The following is a 21886-nucleotide window of genomic DNA, read 5'->3' as shown; positions in this document are numbered from 1 at the left end:
GGAGGAGGCGAACAAGCAATGGGCCGACGCCGGGATCCCGCCGGAGATCGCGGAGAAGCAGCCCCGAATCGCCACTCACGACCACCTGCGCCGAACGGCCATCGCCGCGGAGAAGCGCGAAAAGGCGCCATAACTGTCGGTGGGGACCCGTACGGTCCCAGGCATGACACTGCGCTCAGCACTCTGGCTGCCGATCTTCGACGAGCTGTCCGATCCGGTGATCATCGCTCGCCTCGCCGCGGAGGCCGAAGAAGCGGGCTGGCACGGCCTGTTCGTCTGGGACCACATCCGCTGGCGCGAGCCGGTGCGTGCCATCGCCGACCCGTGGATCACGCTCGCCGCCGTCGCGTCCGCCACGGAGAAGCTCGTCTTAGGGCCGATGGTCACGCCGCTGGCGCGACGGCGGCCGGTCAAACTCGCCCGCGAGACGGCCACTTTGGACCGGTTGAGCGGCGGGAGGCTGATCCTCGGCGCCGGGCTCGGCAGTGACCGTTTCGGCGGGGAGTTCTCGAAGACCGGTGACGAGCAGGACGACCGCAAACGCGGCGAGATGCTGGACGAGTCGCTGGAGATCCTCACCGCGGCCTGGTCCGGCGAGCCCGTGCGGCACCACGGCGAGCACTACACGGTCGACGACATCACCTTCCTGCCCCGGCCCGCGCGACCGGTGCCCGTATGGCTCGCGGGTTTCCCGGGGAAGCCGAAGCCGATGCGCCGGGCGGCGCGGTACGACGGGTTCTTCCCGGTGAACCTGCCGCACGCGGACGAGTTCGCGAAGATGACCGAGACGATCACCGCGCTGCGCGAGGACGTCGAGAAGCCGTACGACTTCGCCATCGGTGTCCCCGCGGGCACGGATCTCGACCCGTACGCGAAGGCGGGGGCGACCTGGTGGATGGCCGAATTCCCGTGGGACGACCTGTCCGTCGACGCGGTCCGCGGCGTACTACGGGAGGGTCCTGCTTGACCCGGTCTTTAATAGCTCTTTACCGAGTGCGATACTGGTCCGACGAGGGGAGTACTTCCCAAGGGTCTGCCCGGTCAGTACGGACACTCCGCCAGTGTCCCCGGGAGGCCGCCCCACAGGGGTGAAGGAGACCTCGAACTTCGAGTTCGAGGAGGCTTCATGTCCGAGTCCGTGGGATCCCCGGGGTTGTGGGCGATCAGCATCGCCGTCCTGCTGGCCCTGCTCGTCGCCGATTTCGCCGTCACCCGCAAACCGCACGAGGTGTCGATGCGGGAGGCCGCCGGCTGGTCGGTCTTCTACCTCGCGCTCCCGGTGGTGTTCGGGCTCTGGCTGTGGCTCGAATTCGGCGGTGGCCAGGCGGTCGAGTTCATGACGGGGTTCGTCGTCGAGAAGTCCCTGTCGGTGGACAACCTGTTCGTCTTCATGCTGCTGCTCGCCGCCTTCGCGGTGCCGCCTGCCGTGCAGCAGCGCGTGCTGCTCTACGGCATCGTGGGCGCGCTGGTGCTCCGCGGCGTGTTCATCGCGGCCGGTGCCGCGATGCTGTCGGCGGGCACCTGGGCGTTCCTCGTCTTCGGCGCGATCCTGCTCGCGTCGGCGGTCAAGATCCTGCGTGAGGCCCTGTCGAAGGACGAAACCGAGAAGGACCTCTCCCAGCTGCGGTCGGTCCGGTTCCTGCGACGGCTGATGCCGGTCACCGACGACTACCGCGGCACCCGGCTGACCGTGCGCGAACAGGGGCGCCGCGCGCTCACCCCGCTGGCCGTCGTGGTCGTCGCGGTCTTCGCCACCGACGTGGTGTTCGCGGTCGATTCGGTGCCCGCCGTCTACGGCATCACCGAAGACCCGTACCTCGTGTTCGCCACCAACGCCTTCGCCTTGCTCGGCCTGCGCGCGCTGTACTTCGTGCTCCACTCCGCGCTGGCGAAGCTGGTCCACCTGAACCACGGGCTCGCGATCATCCTCGCGTTCATCGGGGTGAAGCTGGTCCTGCACTGGGCACACGGTGTCTGGCCCGCCGTGCCGCAGGTCCCGACCCCGGTCTCGCTGGGCGTGATCATCGCCGTCCTCGTCACGGTCTCGTTCACCAGCCTGTACGCGCGGCGTCGCGAAGCCGCCAGGACGGCACAGGAGTGAGCGATGATCACCGGACTCGTCGTCGGCTTCCTGCTCGACCTCGCCGTCACCGCGCTTTTCCTCGGCGCGTTGCTCCTGGTCTTCGCGGCGATGCGGCCGCCCCGGCCGCCGCCGTGATCGAACACGGGCGTGTCGGGGTGTCCGAACCGGCGGCTTGTCCGGTACGACCGGTACTCTCCCCGGTGGTTGAGAAGACAGCCGTCTTCTGTTCGCGCGCCGGAGATCCGGTGAGGAAAGGTGGCTGTCCGTGTCCAACGCCGTGCGTCACGGCGAGCAGTCCCCACCTCGTAGACCCTCTCCGCAGCCGGACCGCTTGCATGTCCTGCTGATCGAGGACGACGACGGCGACGCGCTCCTGGTCGAAGAAATGCTGGCGGACGCGGCCGAAAGCCTCGAACGGGTCGTGCTCGACAGGGCGACCACCCTCGAAGAGGCCCTCGCGCGGCCGATCACGGCCGATTGCGTGCTCCTCGACCTCCAGTTGCCGGACGCGACCGGCCTCACGGGGCTGACGAAGCTGCGGCAGCACGCGCCGTCGACGGCGGTGATCGTCCTGACCGGCCGCGAGGACGAGGCGCTCGGGGTGTCCGCGCTGGGTGCCGGCGCGCAGGACTACCTGGTCAAACACCACGTCGACGGCCAGCTGCTGGCGCGGACCCTGCGCTACTCCTGGGAACGCAGCCGCGCCGAACGCGTCGAGCAGCAGCTGCTCCAGCATCAGTTGCTGGCCAGGGAGAACTCGCGCCTCGAACGCGGCCTGCTGCCGACCCCGCTGGTGACCGATCCCCGGCTCGGGCTCGCGGTCCGGTACCGGCCAGGCCGGAACGGGGCACTGCTGGGCGGCGACTTCTACGACGCCGTCGAGCTCCCCGACGGCACGCTTCAGCTGGTCATCGGCGACGTCTGCGGGCACGGCCCGGACGAGGCGGCGCTGGGTGTCGCGCTGCGGATCGCGTGGCGTTCGGTCGTGCTCGCCGGGCTGCCGATGGCAGAAACCCTGGCAATGGTGGAAAAGATGCTCCAGCACGAGGCGCTGGGCCCGCTGTTCGCCACCGTCTGCATGATCACCGTCGCCCCGGACCGCCGGTCGCTGCGGATGAGCCTGGCCGGTCATCCGCAGCCGCTGCTGGTCGACGACGCGGGCGGCAGGCTGCTGTCCAGGGAGGCTCTCGGGCCGCCGCTCGGCGTCGCGCCCGGTACCGGATGGCGAGAGCTGACGGTGCCGATGGGACCGCGATGGTCGCTGCTGCTGTACACCGACGGCCTGTTCGAAGGGCGCGTCGAGGGCAGCGGGGAACGGGTCGGCCTCGAACGGATGGCCGCCACCGCCCTGGACAGCCTGACCGCCGAGGGCGGCTCAGCGGCGGTGCTCGACCATCTGATCAGCGAGATGGACGTCCTGCACGGCGGCCCGCTGGACGACGACGTCGCGCTGGCCTTGCTCACGTTCGATTCCGGGGAGCCGCCTCGATGAAGCCCGTCTGGTCGATCAGCCGCTGGGCCGCGTTGTCCGGGGTGATCGCGACCCTCTTGCTCGGCGGCGCGATCGTGGCCGGCTCGCTGGCACTGACGAACCTCACCGATTCGCGCGCCAGGCTGCTGGACGTGACCGGCCCGCAGGTGCTGCAGTCCACTTCGCTCTCGACGGCGATGCTGAACCAGGAGACCGGCGTCCGCGGCTACATCCTGGCGGGGCGGCGCGAGTTCCTGGAGCCGTACCAGGACGGGCTGCGGGCGCAGAACGCCGCGGTCGCCGAGCTGCGGAGGCTCGGCGCCACCCCGGGCACCGCCATCAGCGACGACCTGGACCGGGTGCTCGACGCCGCGACGGCCTGGCGCCGGACGGTCATCGAGCCCGTGCTCGCCGGCGCTCCCGCCACCGGCGCGCAGGTGGACGCGAGCAAACCGCTGTTCGACGACGTCCGCGGATCGCTGAGCGTGCTGCAGAACCGGCTGGAGGCGGAGCGGCTGGACGCGCGGGAGGACCTGTCGTCCTCGGCCGACGTCCTGCGCGTGATGCTCATCGTGATCGCGGTCCTGCTCTGCGGCGCGTTGGCGCTGGTCTTCCTCGTCCTGCACCGGAAGCTGATCAAGCCGATCCGGCGGCTGGCCGTCGAGGTGCGGGACGTCGCCACGACCGACATCCACCGCGAGGTCCGCGGTTCGGGTCCCCAGGAGATGCGCGAGCTGGCGTCCGATGTGGAATCGCTGCGGTCGCGGATCATCGCCGAGGTCACGGATCTGGAGCGCGCGCAGGAGACGATCGCCGTCCGGACCCGCGAGCTGGAGCGGTCGAACTCGGACCTGGAGCAGTTCGCCTACGTCGCCTCGCACGACCTCCAGGAGCCGCTGCGCAAGGTGGCCAGCTTCTGCCAGCTCCTCCAGAAGCGGTACCAGGGGAAGCTGGACGAACGCGGGGACCAGTACATCGGGTTCGCCGTCGACGGCGCGAAACGGATGCAGGCGCTGATCAACGATCTGCTCGCCTTCTCCCGCGTCGGACGCCGTCCGGGCGAGAACGTCCTGCTGGAGACCGGGGACCTGCTGGAGACCGCGCTCGGCAACCTCGACGACGCGATCACCGAGTCCGGCGCCAGGGTCACGCACAGCGAACTTCCCGCGGTACTGGGGGAGAAGTCCCTGCTGACGGCGGTCTTCCAGAACCTGGTCGGGAACGCGATCAAGTTCCGCGGGGAGGAGCCGCCGGAGATCGAGATCTCCGCCGAACGTGACGGCGAGGACTGGCGGTTCTCCGTCACCGACAACGGGATCGGCATCAAGGACGAGTACGCCGAGCGGATCTTCGTGATCTTCCAGCGCCTGCACGGCCGCGGCGACTACCCGGGCACCGGGATCGGGCTGGCCCTGTGCCGCAAGATCGTCGAACACCACGGCGGGAAGATCTGGCTGGACACCGGCGTCGGGGCCGGGACCCGGTTCTGCTTCACCCTGCCCGCAGCACCGGCGCCGGAACCGGCGACCGCCCAGACCCCCAGCGAAGGAAACGAGCGCGCATGACCGACTCCCTGGAACCGATCCACATCCTGCTGGTCGAGGACGACCCCGGCGACGTCCTCATGACGCAGGAGGCGTTCGAACACCACAAGATCCGCAACACCCTTTCGGTCGTCTCCGACGGCGAGCAGGCCCTGCAGTTCCTGCGCCGTGAAGCGCCGTACGAGGACGCGGAACGGCCGGGGCTGATCCTGCTCGACCTGAACCTGCCCCGCAAGGACGGCCGCGAGGTGCTCAGCGAGGTCAAGGCGTCGCCGGAGCTGCGCAGCATCCCCGTCGTCGTGCTCACCACGTCCGAAGCCGAAGAGGACATCCTCCGCAGCTACGACCTGCACGCCAACGCCTACGTCACCAAACCGGTCGACTTCGACCGGTTCATCGACGTGGTGCGGCAGATCGACAACTTCTTCGTCACCGTGGTGAAGCTTCCCCGCTGACCTCAGGGGAAGCGGATCACGGTGATCCCGGCCAGCACGAAGAACACCAGCACCACCAGGGTTCCGCTGTGCCCGCCGGACGAACTGGTCACGACCTGCTCGACGTCGCCGGTCAGCCGCACGCCGCAGTCCGCGACGACGGTGTGCCTGCCCGCCTCGATCCGCGTGAACTCGACGGCCGCGGTGAAGCCCCCGGTGACGTCGGCGTAGGCGCTGCCGACGCTGTCGCCGCCCGACGTCAGGGTGACGCGCTCGCCGGGCAGGCAGCCCTTCCCGGTCGCCGACAGTTTCTCGCCGGGCTGCACGCTCGACCGGTCGAGGAGCAGGTCGTTCGGCTTCGGCGGGGTGCTGCTCGGCGAGGGGGCGTCCGTCGACGGCGGGGGAGTGTCCGTTGTGGACGGTTCCGTCGTCGACGTGGGCGGGGTCGTCGTGGTGACCGGGGTGGTCGGCGTGGTGGTCGTCCCCGGCCTGGTCGGGGTGGTCGGGGTGGTCACCGGGACGGTCGGTTCGGTCGTCGGGGGGACCTTCGTCGTCGGGGGCACGGTGGTCACTGTCCCGGTCACGCGGAAGATCGCGTTCCCGGTCAGCGGCTGGCCGGTCCGCGCGTTCGTGCAGGTGCCCGACACGGTGTAGCCGCCCGGAGTCGCGTTGCCCGGGACAGTCGTGCCCACCTGTCCACTCGGGGCGCTGGCCGAAGTGATGCCCGCCCCATTCCACGTGAAAGAAATCGGCCCTTTGCACGGGGAGAAATTCCAGGAAATGGTGAACGAACTCCCGGCGGGGCCGCTCGAAGGTTTCAAACCAACTGTCGATTGATAAGGGGACTGTTGCGCGTTTCCCGCTCCTGCCAAGCAAAGCAGGAACAACAAGCCGGTCACGGTGCCGAATATCAGGCGAACCACGATACGCATTGGGACGTCCCTCTCCGGTGAGTACTCGCTGTAGCATTCCGGACCGTCGGATAACGCAAAACAGGGGATGCGCAAAATGGGACGTGTCATCGCGGCAGGGGTTGCGTTGGGTCTGTGCGCGGTCCTCCTGGGCTCGCCACCGGCCATTGCGGACAGTGGCGGGAGCGGCAGGCTCGACCTGGCTGTCACCCTCGACAAGCGGCCCATCACCAACGCCACGGTGATGATCGATCCGGCCAAGCAGATCGAACTGACCGTCACGGCGTCCAACAGCGGCGGGACGTCGGTCAAGGTCCGCAGCGTGCGGGTCTCGGGCGTCGCGCTCGCCCTCACGTTCTTCGCCTACGACACCACGGCGCCGTTCGAGGTCCCCGCGCACAGCCGGATCACCCGGACCTTCGTACTGGACATGGCCGACCTCTCCGGCCAGGCGATCGGCCTGCTGCCGTCCACGGTGGAACTGCTGGACGCGCAGCGCGGCACGCTCGGCGAGGCGGCCACGGTCGCCGACATCCGCGGGTCCTTCTGGTCCGTGTACGGCGCTTTCGGCCTCGCGATGCTCGTGCTCACCGTGCTGGCGTGGCTGACCGCGCTGCTCGCGCTCGCCAGGCATCGCCTGCCCGCCAACCGCTGGCGCCGCGGCCTGCGGTTCCTGCCCGCCGGATTCGGCACCGGGCTCGTCGCCGTCGTCTCGCTGTCCGTCCTGCGGCTCGTCCCGCCGGAACCGGCCATCGAGATCCCGGTGGTCCTCGGCGCCGCCGTCCTCGCGTTCCTGCTCGGCTACCTGACGCCGCATCCGGCGCCCGCGCCCGACAGCGGCGAGACGGTCCGCCTGCCCGACGCCACCAGGGAATTCAACCGATGAGCGCACCCGCCGAGGTCGTCGCGGCGCTGCCGCAGTACGAGATCGGGGCCGCGATCGGCCAGGGCGGGATGGGGGTCGTCTTCGCCGGCGTCCACCGCTCGCTACGCCGTGACGTCGCCATCAAGCAGTTGCCGTGGGACGTGCTGAACCACGCCGTCAGCAGTGAGCTCTTCGACCGCGAAGCCCGCGTGCTGGCCAGCCTCGACCACCCGCACATCGTGCCCGTGTACGACTACGTGCGCACCGGTCGCGAGCACCTGCTGGTGATGGAACGGCTCGACGGCGGCACGGTGCACAGCCGGTTCCAGGGCGGGGGAGTCGGCCCCGAGCAGGCCTGTGCGATCGGGCTGGCGATGCTCGCCGGGCTCCACGCGGCGCACGAAGCGGGCGTCCTGCACCTGGACGTCAAGCCGAAGAACCTGCTCCTCACCACGCAAGGCGTGATGAAGGTGGCCGACTTCGGCATCGCGAAGGTGATCAGCGAGGGCGCCACGCTCGTCACGCACGGCGGCGAAGTCCTCGGCACGCCCGCCTACATCGCGCCGGAGCAGGCGATGGGCAACGCGCTGAGCCCGGCGGCCGACGTTTACTCGGCGGGCACGGTGCTCTACGAACTGCTGTCCGGGAAGCTGCCGTTCGACAACACGCGGGGCGCGATCAGCATGATGCGCCAGCACATGTTCACCGACCCGCGCCCGATCGACGGCGTGCCCGCGCCGATCGCCGGGGTCGTCATGCGCAGCCTCGCGCGCGAACTCGACTCCCGTTACCGGGACGCGGAGACCTTCGCGGCCGACCTCGCTTCGGCCGCCACCGCCGTCTACGGGCAAGGCTGGCTGGAACGCTCCCGGGTCCCGGTCCGGCATCTCACCCCGCGGGTGATCTCCGCGCTCAGCACCCCGGTTGCCACGCCGGTCCCGGCCGGGGACGGTCCCACACGACCGGTTCGCCGTCCCGCACCGGATCCGACGCTGTCGGCGACCCGCGCGTCGTTCGAGCCCGAGGCCCAGGCCCAGGCCCAGGCAGGCGGCGGTTCCGGCGCGGTGCTCTGGTTCCGGCTGGCCGCGGCGCTCGCCGCGATCGCGCTCGTGGTGCTGGTGCTGCTCACCCCGGAACGGCTGTCGCACGAGGCCACGGCGCTGAAGATCGACGGCGCGGCCGCTTCGTCGGCGACCGTGGACCTCAGCAAGACGTTCACGGTGACCGGCCCGGGAACACCGGGACAGCTGACGCTCGACCTTGCGGCGGCGGGAATTCCGCTCGGTTCGGCCTCTGCGGTGCCGAAGCCCGACGGCGACGGCTTCCGGGCCGATGTCCGGTTCCCCGGTCTCACCCGGTGGATCGTCGGTGGTGCCGTCACCGCGACCGTGACGGCGGACGGCGTTCCCGCGTCCTTCACGGTCGTCACCCGGCAGCATCCGCTCGCGAGCGCGCTCGGCGCGGGCAGCCTGATCCTGGCGCTGTTCGCCTTGGCGTACCTGGAATCCGGGCTGCGAACCCTCCGCAACGGTCACCGCTGGCGGGGCGCGCTCGTCGGCGGGCCCGTGCTCGGCCTGCTGTTCGGCGCGACGGCCTGGCTGTGCGTCTCGGCGCTGCGAGTGCACGAGCCGGCGATACTGTCCGGTGTCGGCTGCTCGATCGCGGGCGCGGTGGCCACGGGCTTCGTGGTCGCGGCCGCCCGCGTCCGGCGCACGCGCTGAACCTGGGGTGTTCCTATGGAACTTGTCGACGAATCGTGCTGGCAACCGCTGGCCGTGCTACCGGAAGGTGAGCCCGAAGGGTCTTTCGGAGGGCGTTGGGAGGAGCGGTTGTGGTTGAACGTTCCTGGCCCCTTCTCCACCGGCGTCACCGACGTGTATCGCCAGCCCGCGACCCAGGCCGAGGTCCTGAACCTGGTGGCGGCGGCACGGCAAGACCCGTATCGCGGTTACGCCTGCGACGGCGACAGCCGATGGACGGTCGAGACCGTGCGGGATTGGTGGCGTGACCGCGCCCGGGTCGTCGAGTACCTGGAGTCCCTCCTGCCCGGATGGTCGGCCAGTGACAGGTCCGACGAGCGGGAAGCCGCCCAGGGGCTGACGGACTTCGCCGATTACCTCGCCGCGGGGCTCGACACGGATCTCCGGAAGTACCTCTTCCGGCTTGAAGAGGGCCACTACCCGAAGAGCTCCGGAGTGCTCCCGGACCTCCGGTGAACACCGACGGCCCCGGGGGCGGCCCGTCGCGTGGGCCGCCCCCGTTCCGGGATCAGGACTTGCGGTGCTTGCCCTCGTCGTCCGTGACCTCGAACTGCTCCTTGCGGACCTTGCCGGAAACCGTCTGGTCCTCGGTGACGGTCTCGGTCTTGAGCCTCGCCCGCTCGACAGCGACGGTTTCCTTGTTCACCACCGGTTTCTCGGCGTGCAGGACGACTTCCTGCTCGTCCTCGGCGATCTCGGCCTTCCCGCCGGCGGCGCCGGTGATCGGTTCCCGCTCGATCCGCACCTCCTCGTGGCTGACCGGAACGGTGACCTGCTGTTCCTCGGTCACGACGTATTTGCGCAGCCGGACGTGACCGGTTTCGACCTGCTCGGTGCCGACGTTCAACCGCTCCTCGGAGCGCGTCATGGTGTGCTCGGCGTCCTTGCCGGGCTTCCCGGCGGCCGCGTCCATGCCGGCCTTGCCGCGACCGGCGTCACCTCGATCGCCGTCACCTCGGCCCGCGTCACCTCGGCCGGTGCCTCGCCCCTGCGCCCGGTCGTCCATCCGGCCGTCCGGCGAGGTGCGCGGCATCGGCAGCCCGTAGTGCCGGTACAGGCGCGCGCTCTCCTCTTGGGACAGGTGACCGTCGGCCTCGATCCGGGGTGCGTCGGAGACGGCGTCCTTGTCGACGCGGACGTGTACGCCGTCTTGGTCCGCGTGCGCGCCCGACAGCGGGACGAAGCTCTCCTTGGAGCCGAACAGGCCCGTCTTGACCGTGATCCATTCCGGCTGATGCGTCGCGTCGGCGAGGTAGACGTTGCCGACCTTGCCGAGTTTGTGGCCGGTCGGGTCGACCACGGCACTGTCGATGAGTTCCTGCGGCTGCATGGTCTTCGCCATCGGTCCTGGCTCCTCTCGAAAGATGCTGGTGAGAAGGCCACCGTCGGACAGGCCGATGATCATGGCAACCGTCGTGGTGTACCTGTGGGTGACCCCGGAAAGTGCTGGTTTGAAGCCGCGCCCTCGGGTTAAGGCCGGCGTGTCGTCGCAGGTGGGAGCGGGTGCCCACGCGGTGATCGGCAAGCGTGGGGGATGGTGCGAAGGTGTGGATCTCCCGCGCGCCGAAAAATCGGGTGCGCGGAGCTCCGGGCGTGTTCTAACCTCTCGCTCGTGATGCAGCAACTGCTGTTCCTCTGAGGAACGACGCCTCCACCGGTACCGCGAGCCGCGGTACCGGAGTTCGTTCTTCCTGCTCATCACCTTCACCGGAGGCAGTTCCTTCATGTCATCCCCTCTTTCGCCCGCGCCGGTGCGCGCGGCACACGTCCGCCTGTCCGGCATCCACCTCTCCTTCGGGGGAAGGCCCGTGCTTTCCGGGGTCGACCTCGTCGCCGCCGCGGGGGAGCGCGTCGCCCTCGTCGGGGAGAACGGTCGCGGCAAGACCACTCTTCTCCGTGTCCTCGCCGGTGGGCTGACCGCCGATCAGGGCGAGGTCCGCCGCTCGGGGTCGGTCGGTGTCGCCGACCAGCAGATCCCGCTCGGCCCGGCCGACACCGTCGGCGCGCTGATCGACCTCGAACTGGCCGCCGTCCGCGGTGCGCTGGCCCGCCTGGAGGCCGCCACCGAGGCGATCGGCGCCGGTCGTCCGGGCGCGGACGACGTCTTCGCCGCCGCGTTGGAGGAGGCCGAGGCCCTCGACGCGTGGGACGCGGACAGGCGTGTCGAAGTGTCGTTGGCCGCCTTGACCGCGGTCGACGACCGAGACCGTCCACTCGGGACACTGTCGGTCGGGCAACGCCACCGGGTGCGGCTGGCCTGCCTGCTCGGCGCCGGGCATCCCGTCCTGCTGCTCGACGAGCCGACCAACCATCTCGACGCCGCCGGGCTCGACCACCTCACGGACCGGCTGCGCGCTCATCCGGGAGTGGTCGTCCTGGTCAGCCATGACCGGGCGTTGCTCGCGGACGTGGCCACCACGGTGGTCGATCTCGATCCGTCGAGCGACGACCGGCCGCGGGTCTACGGCGGTGGCTACGCGGCCTATGTCGAGGCCCGGCGGGCCGAACGTGCTCGCTGGGAGGCGTCGCACGCCGAGCAGATCGCGGAGCGGCAACGGCTGGCCGACGACCTGAGCGCGGCGCGGAACCGGCTGCGTGACAACTGGCGTCCGCCCAAGGGCACCGGCAGGCATGTGCGCGCCACCCGTGCGCCGGGCCTGGTCCGCGCGGTCCACCGGCGGCAAGAGGAACTGGCCGGGCACGTGGTGGCCGTCCCGCCACCGCCGGCCCGGTTCTCGATGCCGGAGTTGCCCGAGCGTCGCGGTGCGACCCTGCTCCGCGCCGCCGGGGTGACGGTGGGCGGCCGGCTCGCGCGTCCGGTCGATCTGACGGTGGAAAGCGGGGACCGGCTGGTCATCGCGGGCCCCAACGGCGCGGGCAAATCGACGCTCCTGACCGTGCTGGCCGGGGAAGTGGAGCCGGACACGGGTACGGTCACCCGCTCCCGGTCGGCGCGGATCGGGTGGCTGGCGCAGGAATCCGACCTGCCCGCCCGGCGGACGGCGATGGAGTTGTACGACGAACAGCTCGCCAGGGCCGGGATTTCCGGGCCCTGGCTGGGTGAGCTGGGTCTGCTCGGCGGCTACGACCGGCGACGGCCGGTGGCGGAGCTGTCCGTCGGCGCTCGGCGGCGGCTGGATCTGGCACTGGTGCTGGCCTGCCGTCCGCATGTCGTGTTGCTGGACGAACCGACCAACCATCTGTCGGCCACTCTCGTCGACGAACTGACGGACGCGCTCGGGACCACACCGGCCGCGGTGGTGATCGCCACGCACGACAGGCAGTTGTCGCGGGACACGGAGTCCTGGCCGCGGCTCGCTTTGTGAGCCGTCAACCGCGGTGGGCGAGGGTGTAGCGCACGGTCTGCGCCAGCACCACGCTCCCGTCGGGTTCGCGCAGCGGTTCGAGCTCCGCGAGGACGGCCTGGCGCACGGCGTCGAGGCGGTCTTCGGGGACCAGTTCCCAGAACATCCGCTGGCCCTGCGACCAGGACCAGTCGATCCAGTGCCCGGGGTCGGCGAACTTCACCGGATAGACGCGTTCCTCGGACGTGACGCCGGTGAAGCCCGCCGACTCCACGGCCTGGCCGAACCCGTCGACGGAGGCGAACAGCCCGGCCCGGATGGCCAGTGTCCAGGCCAATTCCGGTGGTACGAACGGTTTGAACACTTCGCGTACGCGCGCCCACCGGGGATCGTCGGCGCCGAACGTCGTCACTCCCATCCGGCCGCCGGGTTCGACCAAACGGTGCCACGACCGCAGGGCGGCGACCGGATCCGGCAGGAAGAAGATCACGAAAGAGGCGAGGAGGACGTCGAAGGAAGCGTCGGGCAGCGCCGGTTCTTGGGCGTCCATAAGGGAAACTGAGGCGCTGCCTCCGCGGTCTTCGATGTCTTTCGCGGTGCGCTCGATCATCTCGGCGGAAAGATCGATCCCCAGCACCGATCCGGCCGCGCCGACCTGCTCGGCCGCCGGGAACAGCACCGCGCCGCGTCCGCATCCGACGTCCAGCACCCGCTCACCGGGGACGAGACCGGCCCGGTCGAGCAGTTCCTTGGCGAACACGCTGAAGAAGTCGACGCCGAGGGCGTCGTAGGACTTCGCCGTCCTGTCGAACAGCGACGCCATCGCCTGCCGGGTGTCGGTGGTCATGAACAGGACGATGGCTCGGCGAAAACCGAGTTGTCAACGAGCGTCCCGGGATTTGTGAGGCTCGTGAGTGGCCAGGACGGTTCACTTGAGGTTGAGGCGAAGGTGTTGTGTCGCGTTTCCGGGCCGGTGCCCGGGGTGGTGAGGGGGTGAGGGGGATTTCGCGCAGTGTGCGAGCGGGCTGGTGGATGCTCTGGGGGTGTTGTGAAAGTGGCTTTCACAACGTCGGTGCGCCGGGCTGGCGGCGACGGAGTGTCCCGAGCGCCACGCTCGGGACACTCATCGTCTCAAGCGTGGCGCTCGGGACACGCTCACCCGCCGATGCGGGGAAGGCCGAGTACCACGCGCGGGACGCTCACGACCAAGCGCGGGAGACCTGGGAAAGGACGATGAGCCCGCAGATGATCAGGTTCTTGATCTTGTGGTCCACCAGGATCGCCACGAATTCGCGGAGGGTCGCGCTCGGCCAGAAGTACCAGGCCGTCGGCGACCCGATGACCTGGCCGTTCACCTTGGCGCGGCGGGCGATGAGGGCGGCGCGGAGCACGTGGAAGTTGTTCGTGACCACGGTGCACCGGTAGTCCGCCTTCTGCTCCTTCATGATCTCGGCGCTGAAGGTGAGATTCTCGAACGTCGTCCGCGAGCGGTCCTCCAGCAGGATCCGCTCCCGCGGCACCCCGTTCTCGACGAGGTAGCCGGCCATGGCGTGGGATTCCGGCAGGTCCTCGTCGGGCCCTTGCCCGCCCGAGGTGACCACCATCGGCTCCCGGCCGCGGCGGGCCTCCGCGTCCAGGACGCGTTTGGCTCGGTTCAGACGGCCGGCCAGCAGCGGCGGCACCCGGTGGCCGTCCAGCAGACCCGAGCCCAGCACCACGACGAAGTCCACCTTCTTCTCGGTGCGGATGCGGCCGTAGACGATCGAGTACAGCAGGAAACAGACGAAGAGGAACGAGACGTAGACGAGGATTCCGTTGAGGCTGCCCCGGACGATGTCGAGCGGCTCCCAGTCCAGTTGCGTGACCGTCGCGTTGAACACGATCAGCGCGCAGATGCCGAGCCCGGTCAGCAGCGACAGCACGTTGGCCAGGCGGCGTCCTTCGCGGCGGAGCATGGTGATCCCGTTGCAGATCAGGAAGACCGTCAACGCGAGGACGGTCGGGATGATCAGCAGGATGACGCCGACCGCGACGAAGCCCGCCGCCTCGGGGGACACCGAGGCGAGCAGCGCGATGAACGTGATGCCGAGGAACAGGAGCGCGAAGAAGAGATAGAAACCGTTCCGCAGCCGTCGCCGATCGCGAAGGAAACTCACCAGGAACGCCGCGCAGCACAGCGCGGCGATGGCGAAGGGGATTGCGGCGGCCCTCACGGGATCTCCAGCTTCGAGCGGGGTTCGGCGTGGTCGCCGGTGGACGGGCACGCGGTGCCGCGGCATTGAAACACAAGGCCGAGCCGCCGAGGGCGCCTTCGTTCGGCGTGTCGCCTTTCCTTACCCGGCAGTGGTTGTCCGGGAGCACCGGATGGTCGTGGGTGGCGGTCGCCGTTGCCTGCCCGTGTCTGAACCGCATGGGGACGGAGTTGAGCGGCCGACCCCCCCGTCACACACGCTTCATCCACCACGAGGACACCAAGGCGAGCGACCCCCGCGGCGAAGCGCCGTCTGGCTGGCGGTCACCCGGCTCCGCACTCAGCGTTGGCGCTGCACCGGCCGCTCGTCCCACACCGGTTCCGGCGTTTCCCGCACGTGCCCGTCGGTGCCGAACACGAGGTACCGGTCGAAGGAGCGCGCGAACCACCGGTCGTGCGTCACCGCCACCGTGGTGCCCTCGTACGCTTCCAGCGCTTGCTGGAGCGCCTCGGCCGAAGCGAGGTCGAGGTTGTCGGTGGGCTCGTCCAGCAGCAGGATCGTCGCGCCGCCGATCTCCAGCAGCAGGATCTGGAACCGCGCCTGCTGACCACCGGACAGCTTCTCGAACCTCTGGTCGCCCTGCCCGTCGAGTTCGTACCGGCGCAGGATGTTCATCGCGGGCCCGCGACCGCGCGCGTGCTCGGTCCAGAGGATGTCGACGAGCGTGCGCCCGAGCAGTTCGGGATGGGCGTGCGTCTGCGCGAAGTGCCCGGGGACGACCCGGGCGCCGAGCTTCCACAGTCCGTCGTGCGCGACGTCCTCACCGGCCAGCAGCCGCAGGAAGTGCGACTTGCCGGAGCCGTTCGAACCGAGCACCGCGACCCGCTCGCCGTAGAAGATCTCCAGGTCGAAGGGCTTCATCAGACCGCGGAGTTCGAGCCCCTCACAGGTGACGGCGCGGACACCGGTCCGGCCGCCGCGCAGGCGCATGGTGATCTTCTGCTCGCGCGGAGGCGCGGCGGGCGCGCCTGCCTCTTCGAATTTCCGCAAGCGGGTCTGCGCGGCGTGGTACCGCGAAGCCATCTCGTCGCTGCGCGCGGCGTACTGACGCATGTCGGCGACGAGTTTCTTGAGCTGGGCGTGCTTCTCGTCCCACCGGCGGCGGAGCTCCTCGAAGCGTTCGAACCGCTCCGTGCGCGCCTGGTGATAGGTGTCGAAGCCACCGCCGTGCACCCAGACGTCGCCGCCGGCGGGCCCGGGTTCGACGCTGATGATCTTCTTTGCCGCCCGCGCGAGCAGCTCCCGGTCGTGCGAGACGAACAGCACGGTCTTCTGCGTCTCACGCAGCCGCTCTTCCAGCCACAGTTTGCCCGGGACGTCGAGGTAGTTGTCCGGCTCGTCGAGCAGGAGGACGCCGCAGGTGCCGAGTAGCAGCGCCTCCAGGACCAGCCGCTTCTGCTCGCCGCCGGACAGGGTGCGCACCTCGCGCCAGCGCGCCTTCTCGTACGGCAGGTTGAGCGCCGCCATCGTGCACTTGTCCCACATGACCTCGGCTTCGTAGCCGCGGGCGTCACCCCAGTCGCCGAGCGCCTGTGCGTAGGCCATCTGAGCCGCTTCGTCGTCGCGTTCCATCAACGCGAGTTCGGTCTCGTCGACGGCGCGGGCCGCGGCGCGGAGCGCGTCCGGCGACACCGAGACGAGCAGGTCCCGTACGGTCCGCTCGTCGCGTACCGAGCCGACGAACTGGGGCATCACGCCGAGCCCGCCGCTGATGGTCACCGAGCCGCCGTCGGGGGCGAGTTCGCCCGAGATCAGCCGCAGCAAAGTCGTCTTGCCCGCTCCGTTGGCCCCGACGAGCGCGCAGACGTTGCCCTCGCCGACGCGGAACGAGACGTCGCCGAGCAGCAACCGCCCGTCGGGGAGGTAGTACTCGACGTGCGCGACTTCCACGTGACCCATCTCGCCAGACTGCCCGCGCCCGCGGAAATCACGCAACGCAATATTTCCGGTAGTGTCTGTGACGTGGAGCGAACCTACTTCGGCGTGCGGCTCAAGCTGATGCTTGCGCTGTTCCTGCCCGAGTTGTTCGTCGTGCTCCCGGTCGTCGGCGGGGTCAACCCGCTGAGCCTGGTCACCGCGCTGACGGCGTCGGTCGCGGTCGCCAATCCGCTCGGCCTCGCCACAGCCCTGACGGCGTCCCTCGCCGTCGTCCTGCTCGCGCTCGCGGCGCATTTCGGCCTGGAACCGGCCGCCGCCGCGATGAAGGTGCGGGCCATCAGCCTGCGCGAACGCGCACAGCTGTTCTTGAGTCTTCGCGACCCCGACGCGCGCGGCCGCGTCCGGCCTCGAGCTCCGTCACCGGGCATCGCGACTGCCTGACCTCGCTTCGTTCGAAGGTGAGGCAGTCACTCCTGCCCTCGCACCTTCAAACGACGGAGTGACCCGTTCATGTTCGATGTCTTCCTGTACCCCGTTTCCGCCATTCTCTGGTTCTGGCACAAGGTTTTCGGTGCCGTCGCGAGCCCTGACTCGGGCGTGGCCTGGGTGCTGTCCATCGTGTTCCTCGTCTTCACCCTGCGCCTTCTCCTGGTCAAACCCGCTTTGAGCGCGTTGCGCGCGGGCCGCCGCATGCAGGCTCTCGCTCCGCAGATGCGCAAGATCCAGGAGAAATACGGCAAGGACCGTCGCCGGATGGCGGCGGAGATGCAGAAGCTGCACGCCGAAAGCGGATCCAGTCCGCTGGGCGGCTGCCTTCCGGCGCTGATCCAGCTGCCGGTCTTCCTGTCGCTGTACTGGGTCTTGCGCGACTTCACCCCGGGAGCCCAGTCGAACCACGTCTTCGACCACGCCGGAGTGGAGTCGTTCCTGAACGCCGACCTGTTCGGCGCGAAGCTCGGCAACTGGCTTTCGCAACCGGCGGCGGAGCTGGCCGCGTTCGGCACCGACCACGTCCACATGATCGCGGTCGGGGTGCCGCTGATGCTGATCGCCGGCCTGGCCACGTTCCTCTCGATGCGCTCGGGCCTCACCCGGCAGACCGCGACAGCCCCGCAGGCCGCGGGGATCACCAAACTGATGATGTACCTGGCGCCGCTCGGCATGCTGGTCTCGGGGTCGTTCTTCCCGGTGCCGATCGGCGTGCTGCTGTACTTCCTGGCCACCAACGTGTGGACACTGGGACAGCAGCATCTCCTCATCAAGGTCGTCGACAAGGAGGAGACGCGGCAGGGACCGGTCCCGCCGGGCGGCTCTACCCTCACCGCATGATGAGCCAGACAGCGACGCGCTTCGGGCTGACAGCGGTGGTCGCCGGGTTCCTGCTCGCGGGCTGCGGTGCGAATCCGCCGGAGGCCGCGCCCGCGCAGCCCCCAGCGGCATCGTCCCCGACCGGCCCGGATCCGGCGCTGGTTTCCTGGGCCGGAGGGTATTGCGGCGCCGTCAAGGACATGCGGTTGATCGTCTACGGCCTGGCCAAGGGCTACGACATCGAGACCGGGGCGGACCTGCCGAAGGCGAAGGCGTCGCTGGAGAAGCTGGACACCGCGCTGACTGCGGCGATCGGCGGGCTCGAGAAGCTGCCGAAGGTTGCGCCGCCCGCGCAGGAAGCCAACACGCTCGCGTCCGGTGAGCTGGACTTCTTCCGGAAGCTGCACGGGAAAGTGACCGAGTACCGCACCTTGCTGCCGAGAGGCGGTGTCGAGTACGCCAAAGCCGCCCTCAACCTGAGCGGGGCCGATCTGGTGACGCACGTGCCGTCGGTCGAGACCAGCAAGGTGCCGGGGCTCGACCAGGCGATGAAGGCGAAGAAGGAATGCGAGCTGGTGGGCTAGATCACCGGAAATCAGGCGACGAACTGTTCGGTACCGGCGTGTCGGACAAAGCCTGATCGGGAATCATCGCGCTCGCCCGGGAACTGTTCCCGGGCGGGTGGGTGTTCCCGGCGCCGTCCGGCGCCGGGAACGCGTTGTCAGCCTTTCCGCAGATGACGGCCCGTGAGCGACGCGGGCTCGTCGGCCAGAGCCGACGGCGTGCCCTCGAAAACGACGGTCCCGCCTTCGGATCCAGCGCCCGGCCCGATGTCGATGACGTGGTCGGCGTGCGCGATCACCTGCTGCTCGTGCTCGATCAGGACGAGGGTCGCGCCGTCGTCGACGAGTTCGTCGCACAGGGTGAGCAACCGGTCGACGTCGCTGCCGTGCAGCCCGGTGGTCGGTTCGTCGAGGACCAGGCGCAGGTCGTCCGCGGGGCCCGCGTCGGCGAGGTGGCGGGCGAGGAGGAGCCGCTGCCTTTCGCCGCCGGACAGGGTGTCGAGGCTCTGTCCGATCGCCAGGTAGCCGAGTCCGGCTCGATCCGACCAGCGCAGGCGCCGCCCGATGGCGGACCGCTCGCCGAACAGGGCGGCGGCGTCCGCGGGGTTCATCGCCAGGACGTCGGCGATGCTCCGGCCGTCCAGGCGCGCGGCGAGCGTCTCCAGGTTGAACCGGGTGCCGCCGCAGGCGTCGCAGCCGGTCTGGACGTCGTCGAGGAACGCCAGATCGGTGATGATGACGCCCTTCCCTTTGCAGACCGGGCAGGCTCCCCGGCCGTTGGCGCTGAACCAGGACGGATGTTTGCCGGTGGCCTTGCCGAAGGTGTCGCGGATGGACTCGGCGACGCCGAGCACCGTGGCCGGGGTGGAGCGGATGCCGCCGCGCAGCGGAGCCTGGTCGACGACGACGAAATCGGGATGCTGCCGGGGAAGTTCGCCGGTGATCAGGCTGCTCTTGCCGGAACCGGCGACCCCGGAGACGACGGTCAGGACGCCGAGCGGCACGTCGACGGTGACGTCACGGAGGTTGTGGCTGCGGGCGCCGGAGATCGTGACGGCTCCCCGGGCGGCGCGAGGCCGGTTCCGGAAATGGAGCGGAGCGCGGAGAGATCGCCCCGTTTCGGTGCCGCTCGCGGCGAGTTTTCCAGGGCTGCCTTCGAATTGGACGCGACCGCCGCCTTCACCGCCTGCCGGTCCGAGGTCGATGACGTGGTCGGCGGCCGCGATGACCGCGGGATGGTGTTCGACCACGAGGATCGTGTTGTGCGCGTCGCGGAGCTTGGCCAGCAGTTCGAGGAGCCGGTGCACGTCGTGCGGGTGCAGGCCGGTGCTCGGCTCGTCGAACACGTAGCAGACGTCGCTGAGCGCGCTGCCGAGATGACGGACGATCTTGACGCGCTGGGCTTCGCCGCCGGACAACGTCCTCGATTCCCGGGACAGGCTGAGGTAACCGAGGCCGACGGACGTCAGCGCGTCGAGGCGTTCCTCGATCGCCCGAACCAGCGGCGCCACCGACGGATCACTCACGGCCGCGACGACGTCGCGCAGGTCGCCGACCGGCAGCACCGACCAGTCCGCGATGGACCGCCCGTCGATCAGGCTGTCGCGTGCCGCCTCGGCGAGGCGTGTTCCCCCGCAGTCCGGGCAGACGCCTTGGGTGACGACTCCGTCGAGCCCTTCGCGTTCCTCGGCGGTGAGGCGCGACGGCGTCTTGCGCAGGTACGAGTCCCGCAGCCGCGGGACGACGCCGTCGAAGACACCGTGCTTGGGGTACTCGGAGCCGGGGTTGTCGAGGGGAAGTCCTTCGGCGTGAAGCAAGATCTCGACCTTCTTCGCCGGTAACCGTCTCAACGGGACATCCGGGTCGACGAGTCCTGAGTGGACGAGCCGCTTCCAGCGGTAGGTCCCCGGGGCGAACGTCGGGAAGCGCACGGCTCCGTCGCGGAGGCTTCGCGAGCGGTCGAGAAGCCGGTCGAGATCGATGTCGTCGACCACGCCGAGCCCTTCGCAGCGCGGGCACATCCCGCTGGGATCGTTGAACGAGTAGGCGGGGGAGAACCCGGCGCCCGGTTTTCCGAGGCGGGAGAACAACAGGCGCAGCAGCGGCGCGATGTCGCTCGCCGTGCCCACGGTGGACCGCGCGTTGCCGGTGAACCGGCGTTGATCGACGATCGTGCTGAAGAGCAGCCCGTCGATCCGGTCGACGTCGGCGGGCGGATGCTGGGGGAGCCGGTTGCGGACGAAGGCGGGGTAGGTCCCGGTGACCAGGCGCTCGGCTTCGGCCGCGATCGTGTCGAACGCGAGCGAGGACTTCCCCGACCCGGAGACGCCGGTGAACACCGTGAGCCGGTGTTTCGGCACCCGCACCGACACTTCGCGGAGATTGTTCGTCCGGGCACCCTCCACGGTGATCCACCGGCCGCAATCGTCTCGAACTTTCGCCATGAGGCCACGCTACGATGAGATGTGGCCGGTTTACGGCCACAATTACCGGGAGGTGTCGTGACCGCGCCACGGGAACGGATGCTGCGACTGCTGTCGCTCCTGCAGACCGGCCGGGCCTGGCCCGCCGCCGAACTCGCGGCGGCCATGGAGATCCCGCCCCGCACCCTGCGCCGGGACATCGACCACCTCCGGGGCCTGGGCTATCCCGTGGAGAGCAGCCGTGGCCCGGGAGGTAACTACCGGCTGGTCGCGGGTGCCGCGCTGCCGCCGCTCATGCTGGAACACGACGAGGCGATCGCCACCGTGCTCGGGCTGCGCCTGGCCGCCGCGGGCGGGACCGGCGTCGACCTGACGGCCGAATCGGCGGACCGCGCCGCCGCGAAACTGCGGCGCGTCCTCCCGCCGGCGCTGCGACGGCGGACCGACGCGGTGCTCGCCGCGGTCGAGTTCGGAAGCGCCGACGAGCCGCGGGTCGCCACCGACGTCCTGAATGCCCTCGCCGCGGCGATCGCGGCCCGCCGGTGCCTCGAATTCGCGTACACGGCGAAGGACGGCCCGTCGTCCAGGACGGTCGAGCCGATGCGCCTCGTCCAGCTCGGCAAGCGGTGGTACCTCTACGCCTGGGACCTCGGCAGGCAGGATTGGCGGAGCTTCCGCCTCGACCGGATCACCGCGCCGAAGACGACCGAGGTGGCCTTCGAGCCCCGTGACCTGCCCGTCGACGACGTCGCGGGGCATCTCCAGGAACGGTTCCACAGCCCGAAATCGCTCCGGATCACGCTGACCCTCGACGTCGGCGCGGGTGAGGCGGCGGCCAGGCTGCACCGCGTCGACGGGAGTTTCGAGGCGCTGGGTGACGACCGCTGCCGGTACGTCGCCTACGTCGATTCGTTCGAGTGGCTGGCTGTCGTCCTGACGCTCACCGACATCGGGTTCACGGTGGAGGAACCGGCGGAGTTCGGTGAGTACCTCGCCGACGGCATCTGCAGCGCCCAGTCCGGCGGCAGTCCCCGGCCGGTCTCCGGCAGGATCCGGTCGATCACGCCGTGGCGGTACTCCGAGACCGCG

Annotated in this window: 19 protein-coding genes; 13 read left to right on the top strand and 6 right to left on the bottom strand. The window is 69.8% G+C overall.

The features are described 5' to 3' along the window. The first annotated feature begins 163 nt into the window (after positions 1-163). From AB0N89_RS38490 to AB0N89_RS38470, 5 genes are all read left to right on the top strand, one after another. Positions 164-967, top strand: a complete 804-nt coding sequence (locus tag AB0N89_RS38490) for an LLM class flavin-dependent oxidoreductase (protein WP_364215803.1) — start codon at positions 164-166, stop codon at positions 965-967. Positions 968-1126: 159 nt separating this feature from the next. Next, complete coding sequence (locus AB0N89_RS38485) at positions 1127-2101, top strand: TerC/Alx family metal homeostasis membrane protein (RefSeq protein ID WP_364215800.1); 975 nt, start codon at positions 1127-1129, stop codon at positions 2099-2101. A gap of 247 nt (positions 2102-2348) precedes the next feature. Continuing rightward, the gene (locus tag AB0N89_RS38480) at positions 2349-3575 is read left to right on the top strand and encodes a fused response regulator/phosphatase (RefSeq protein ID WP_364215797.1); all 1227 of its coding nucleotides are present in this window, start codon (positions 2349-2351) and stop codon (positions 3573-3575) included. Next, on the top strand, positions 3572-5119 hold the full coding sequence (locus tag AB0N89_RS38475; protein ID WP_364215794.1) for an ATP-binding protein: 1548 nt from the start codon (positions 3572-3574) through the stop codon (positions 5117-5119). Before AB0N89_RS38480 ends, AB0N89_RS38475 begins: the two co-directional genes overlap by 4 nt. Further along, positions 5116-5553 carry a response regulator gene (locus tag AB0N89_RS38470; RefSeq protein ID WP_020634700.1) on the top strand — a complete coding sequence of 146 codons (438 nt, stop codon included), beginning with the start codon at positions 5116-5118 and terminating at the stop codon, positions 5551-5553. Before AB0N89_RS38475 ends, AB0N89_RS38470 begins: the two co-directional genes overlap by 4 nt. A gap of 2 nt (positions 5554-5555) precedes the next feature. On the opposite strand, the gene AB0N89_RS38465 is transcribed toward AB0N89_RS38470, so the two are convergent. Then, positions 5556-6224, bottom strand: a complete 669-nt coding sequence (locus AB0N89_RS38465) for a hypothetical protein (RefSeq protein WP_364215791.1) — start codon at positions 6222-6224, stop codon at positions 5556-5558. Positions 6225-6540: 316 nt separating this feature from the next. On the opposite strand from AB0N89_RS38465, the gene AB0N89_RS38460 reads away from it, so the two are divergent. From AB0N89_RS38460 to AB0N89_RS38450, 3 genes are all read left to right on the top strand, one after another. Then, positions 6541-7329, top strand: coding sequence for a hypothetical protein (locus AB0N89_RS38460; RefSeq protein WP_364215788.1), 789 nt, complete (start codon positions 6541-6543; stop codon positions 7327-7329). Then, complete coding sequence (locus AB0N89_RS38455; protein WP_364215785.1) at positions 7326-9029, top strand: serine/threonine-protein kinase; 1704 nt, start codon at positions 7326-7328, stop codon at positions 9027-9029. The genes AB0N89_RS38460 and AB0N89_RS38455 overlap by 4 nt, the downstream gene beginning before the upstream one ends. A 114-nt stretch (positions 9030-9143) precedes the next feature. Beyond that, positions 9144-9524: a hypothetical protein gene (locus AB0N89_RS38450; protein ID WP_364215782.1), complete on the top strand. Its 381-nt coding sequence runs from the start codon at positions 9144-9146 to the stop codon at positions 9522-9524. Positions 9525-9576: 52 nt separating this feature from the next. On the opposite strand, the gene AB0N89_RS38445 is transcribed toward AB0N89_RS38450, so the two are convergent. After that, on the bottom strand, positions 9577-10410 hold the full coding sequence (locus AB0N89_RS38445; RefSeq protein ID WP_364215779.1) for a PRC and DUF2382 domain-containing protein: 834 nt from the start codon (positions 10408-10410) through the stop codon (positions 9577-9579). A 382-nt stretch (positions 10411-10792) separates the two neighbouring features. Between AB0N89_RS38445 and AB0N89_RS38440 the strand changes: the two genes are divergently transcribed. Further along, a complete protein-coding gene (locus AB0N89_RS38440; protein WP_364215776.1) occupies positions 10793-12394 on the top strand; it encodes an ABC-F family ATP-binding cassette domain-containing protein in 1602 nt (533 codons plus the stop codon). Positions 12395-12398: 4 nt separating this feature from the next. Here AB0N89_RS38440 and AB0N89_RS38435 read toward each other — a convergent pair whose 3' ends face one another. From AB0N89_RS38435 to AB0N89_RS38425, 3 genes are all read right to left on the bottom strand, one after another. Then, positions 12399-13220: a methyltransferase domain-containing protein gene (locus tag AB0N89_RS38435; RefSeq protein ID WP_364215773.1), complete on the bottom strand. Its 822-nt coding sequence runs from the start codon at positions 13218-13220 to the stop codon at positions 12399-12401. A 352-nt stretch (positions 13221-13572) separates the two neighbouring features. After that, a complete protein-coding gene (locus tag AB0N89_RS38430) occupies positions 13573-14586 on the bottom strand; it encodes a YdcF family protein (protein WP_364215770.1) in 1014 nt (337 codons plus the stop codon). 318 nt (positions 14587-14904) lie between these two features. Further along, a complete protein-coding gene (locus AB0N89_RS38425) occupies positions 14905-16524 on the bottom strand; it encodes an ATP-binding cassette domain-containing protein (protein WP_364215767.1) in 1620 nt (539 codons plus the stop codon). Between the two features lie 63 nt (positions 16525-16587). Between AB0N89_RS38425 and AB0N89_RS38420 the strand changes: the two genes are divergently transcribed. The 3 genes from AB0N89_RS38420 to AB0N89_RS38410 all read left to right on the top strand — a co-directional run bounded on the left by AB0N89_RS38420 (position 16588) and on the right by AB0N89_RS38410 (position 18395). After that, positions 16588-16944, top strand: a complete 357-nt coding sequence (locus AB0N89_RS38420) for a DUF6412 domain-containing protein (RefSeq protein WP_364215764.1) — start codon at positions 16588-16590, stop codon at positions 16942-16944. Positions 16945-17013: 69 nt separating this feature from the next. Continuing rightward, entirely contained in the window at positions 17014-17832 is an 819-nt protein-coding gene (gene yidC / locus AB0N89_RS38415) for a membrane protein insertase YidC (protein WP_364215760.1), read from the top strand. Further along, a complete protein-coding gene (locus AB0N89_RS38410) occupies positions 17829-18395 on the top strand; it encodes a hypothetical protein (RefSeq protein WP_364215757.1) in 567 nt (188 codons plus the stop codon). The genes yidC and AB0N89_RS38410 overlap by 4 nt, the downstream gene beginning before the upstream one ends. A gap of 137 nt (positions 18396-18532) precedes the next feature. Here the strand turns inward: AB0N89_RS38410 and AB0N89_RS38405 are convergent, their stop codons facing one another. Then, the gene (locus AB0N89_RS38405) at positions 18533-20818 is read right to left on the bottom strand and encodes an excinuclease ABC subunit UvrA (protein WP_364215754.1); all 2286 of its coding nucleotides are present in this window, start codon (positions 20816-20818) and stop codon (positions 18533-18535) included. Between the two features lie 57 nt (positions 20819-20875). Here AB0N89_RS38405 and AB0N89_RS38400 point away from each other — a divergent pair. Next, positions 20876-21886: YafY family protein (locus AB0N89_RS38400; RefSeq protein ID WP_364215751.1), on the top strand; the 1011-nt coding region annotated here is incomplete at its 3' end.

It is taken from the genome of Amycolatopsis sp. NPDC089917 (assembly GCF_040684635.1).
Classification (GTDB): Bacteria; Actinomycetota; Actinomycetes; order Mycobacteriales; family Pseudonocardiaceae; genus Amycolatopsis.
This window is presented reverse-complemented; position numbering and strand designations above follow the sequence as displayed.

Coding starts and splice junctions, on each gene's coding strand:
- yidC (WP_364215760.1), top strand. CDS start 17,014: ATGTTCGATGTCTTCCTGTACCCCGTTTCCGCCATTCTCTGGTTCTGG.
- AB0N89_RS38425 (WP_364215767.1), bottom strand. CDS start 16,524: ATGGGTCACGTGGAAGTCGCGCACGTCGAGTACTACCTCCCCGACGGG.
- AB0N89_RS38440 (WP_364215776.1), top strand. CDS start 10,793: ATGTCATCCCCTCTTTCGCCCGCGCCGGTGCGCGCGGCACACGTCCGC.
- AB0N89_RS38445 (WP_364215779.1), bottom strand. CDS start 10,410: ATGGCGAAGACCATGCAGCCGCAGGAACTCATCGACAGTGCCGTGGTC.
- AB0N89_RS38490 (WP_364215803.1), top strand. CDS start 164: ATGACACTGCGCTCAGCACTCTGGCTGCCGATCTTCGACGAGCTGTCC.
- AB0N89_RS38410 (WP_364215757.1), top strand. CDS start 17,829: ATGATGAGCCAGACAGCGACGCGCTTCGGGCTGACAGCGGTGGTCGCC.
- AB0N89_RS38485 (WP_364215800.1), top strand. CDS start 1,127: ATGTCCGAGTCCGTGGGATCCCCGGGGTTGTGGGCGATCAGCATCGCC.
- AB0N89_RS38475 (WP_364215794.1), top strand. CDS start 3,572: ATGAAGCCCGTCTGGTCGATCAGCCGCTGGGCCGCGTTGTCCGGGGTG.
- AB0N89_RS38460 (WP_364215788.1), top strand. CDS start 6,541: ATGGGACGTGTCATCGCGGCAGGGGTTGCGTTGGGTCTGTGCGCGGTC.
- AB0N89_RS38435 (WP_364215773.1), bottom strand. CDS start 13,220: ATGACCACCGACACCCGGCAGGCGATGGCGTCGCTGTTCGACAGGACG.
- AB0N89_RS38405 (WP_364215754.1), bottom strand. CDS start 20,818: ATGGCGAAAGTTCGAGACGATTGCGGCCGGTGGATCACCGTGGAGGGT.
- AB0N89_RS38455 (WP_364215785.1), top strand. CDS start 7,326: ATGAGCGCACCCGCCGAGGTCGTCGCGGCGCTGCCGCAGTACGAGATC.
- AB0N89_RS38470 (WP_020634700.1), top strand. CDS start 5,116: ATGACCGACTCCCTGGAACCGATCCACATCCTGCTGGTCGAGGACGAC.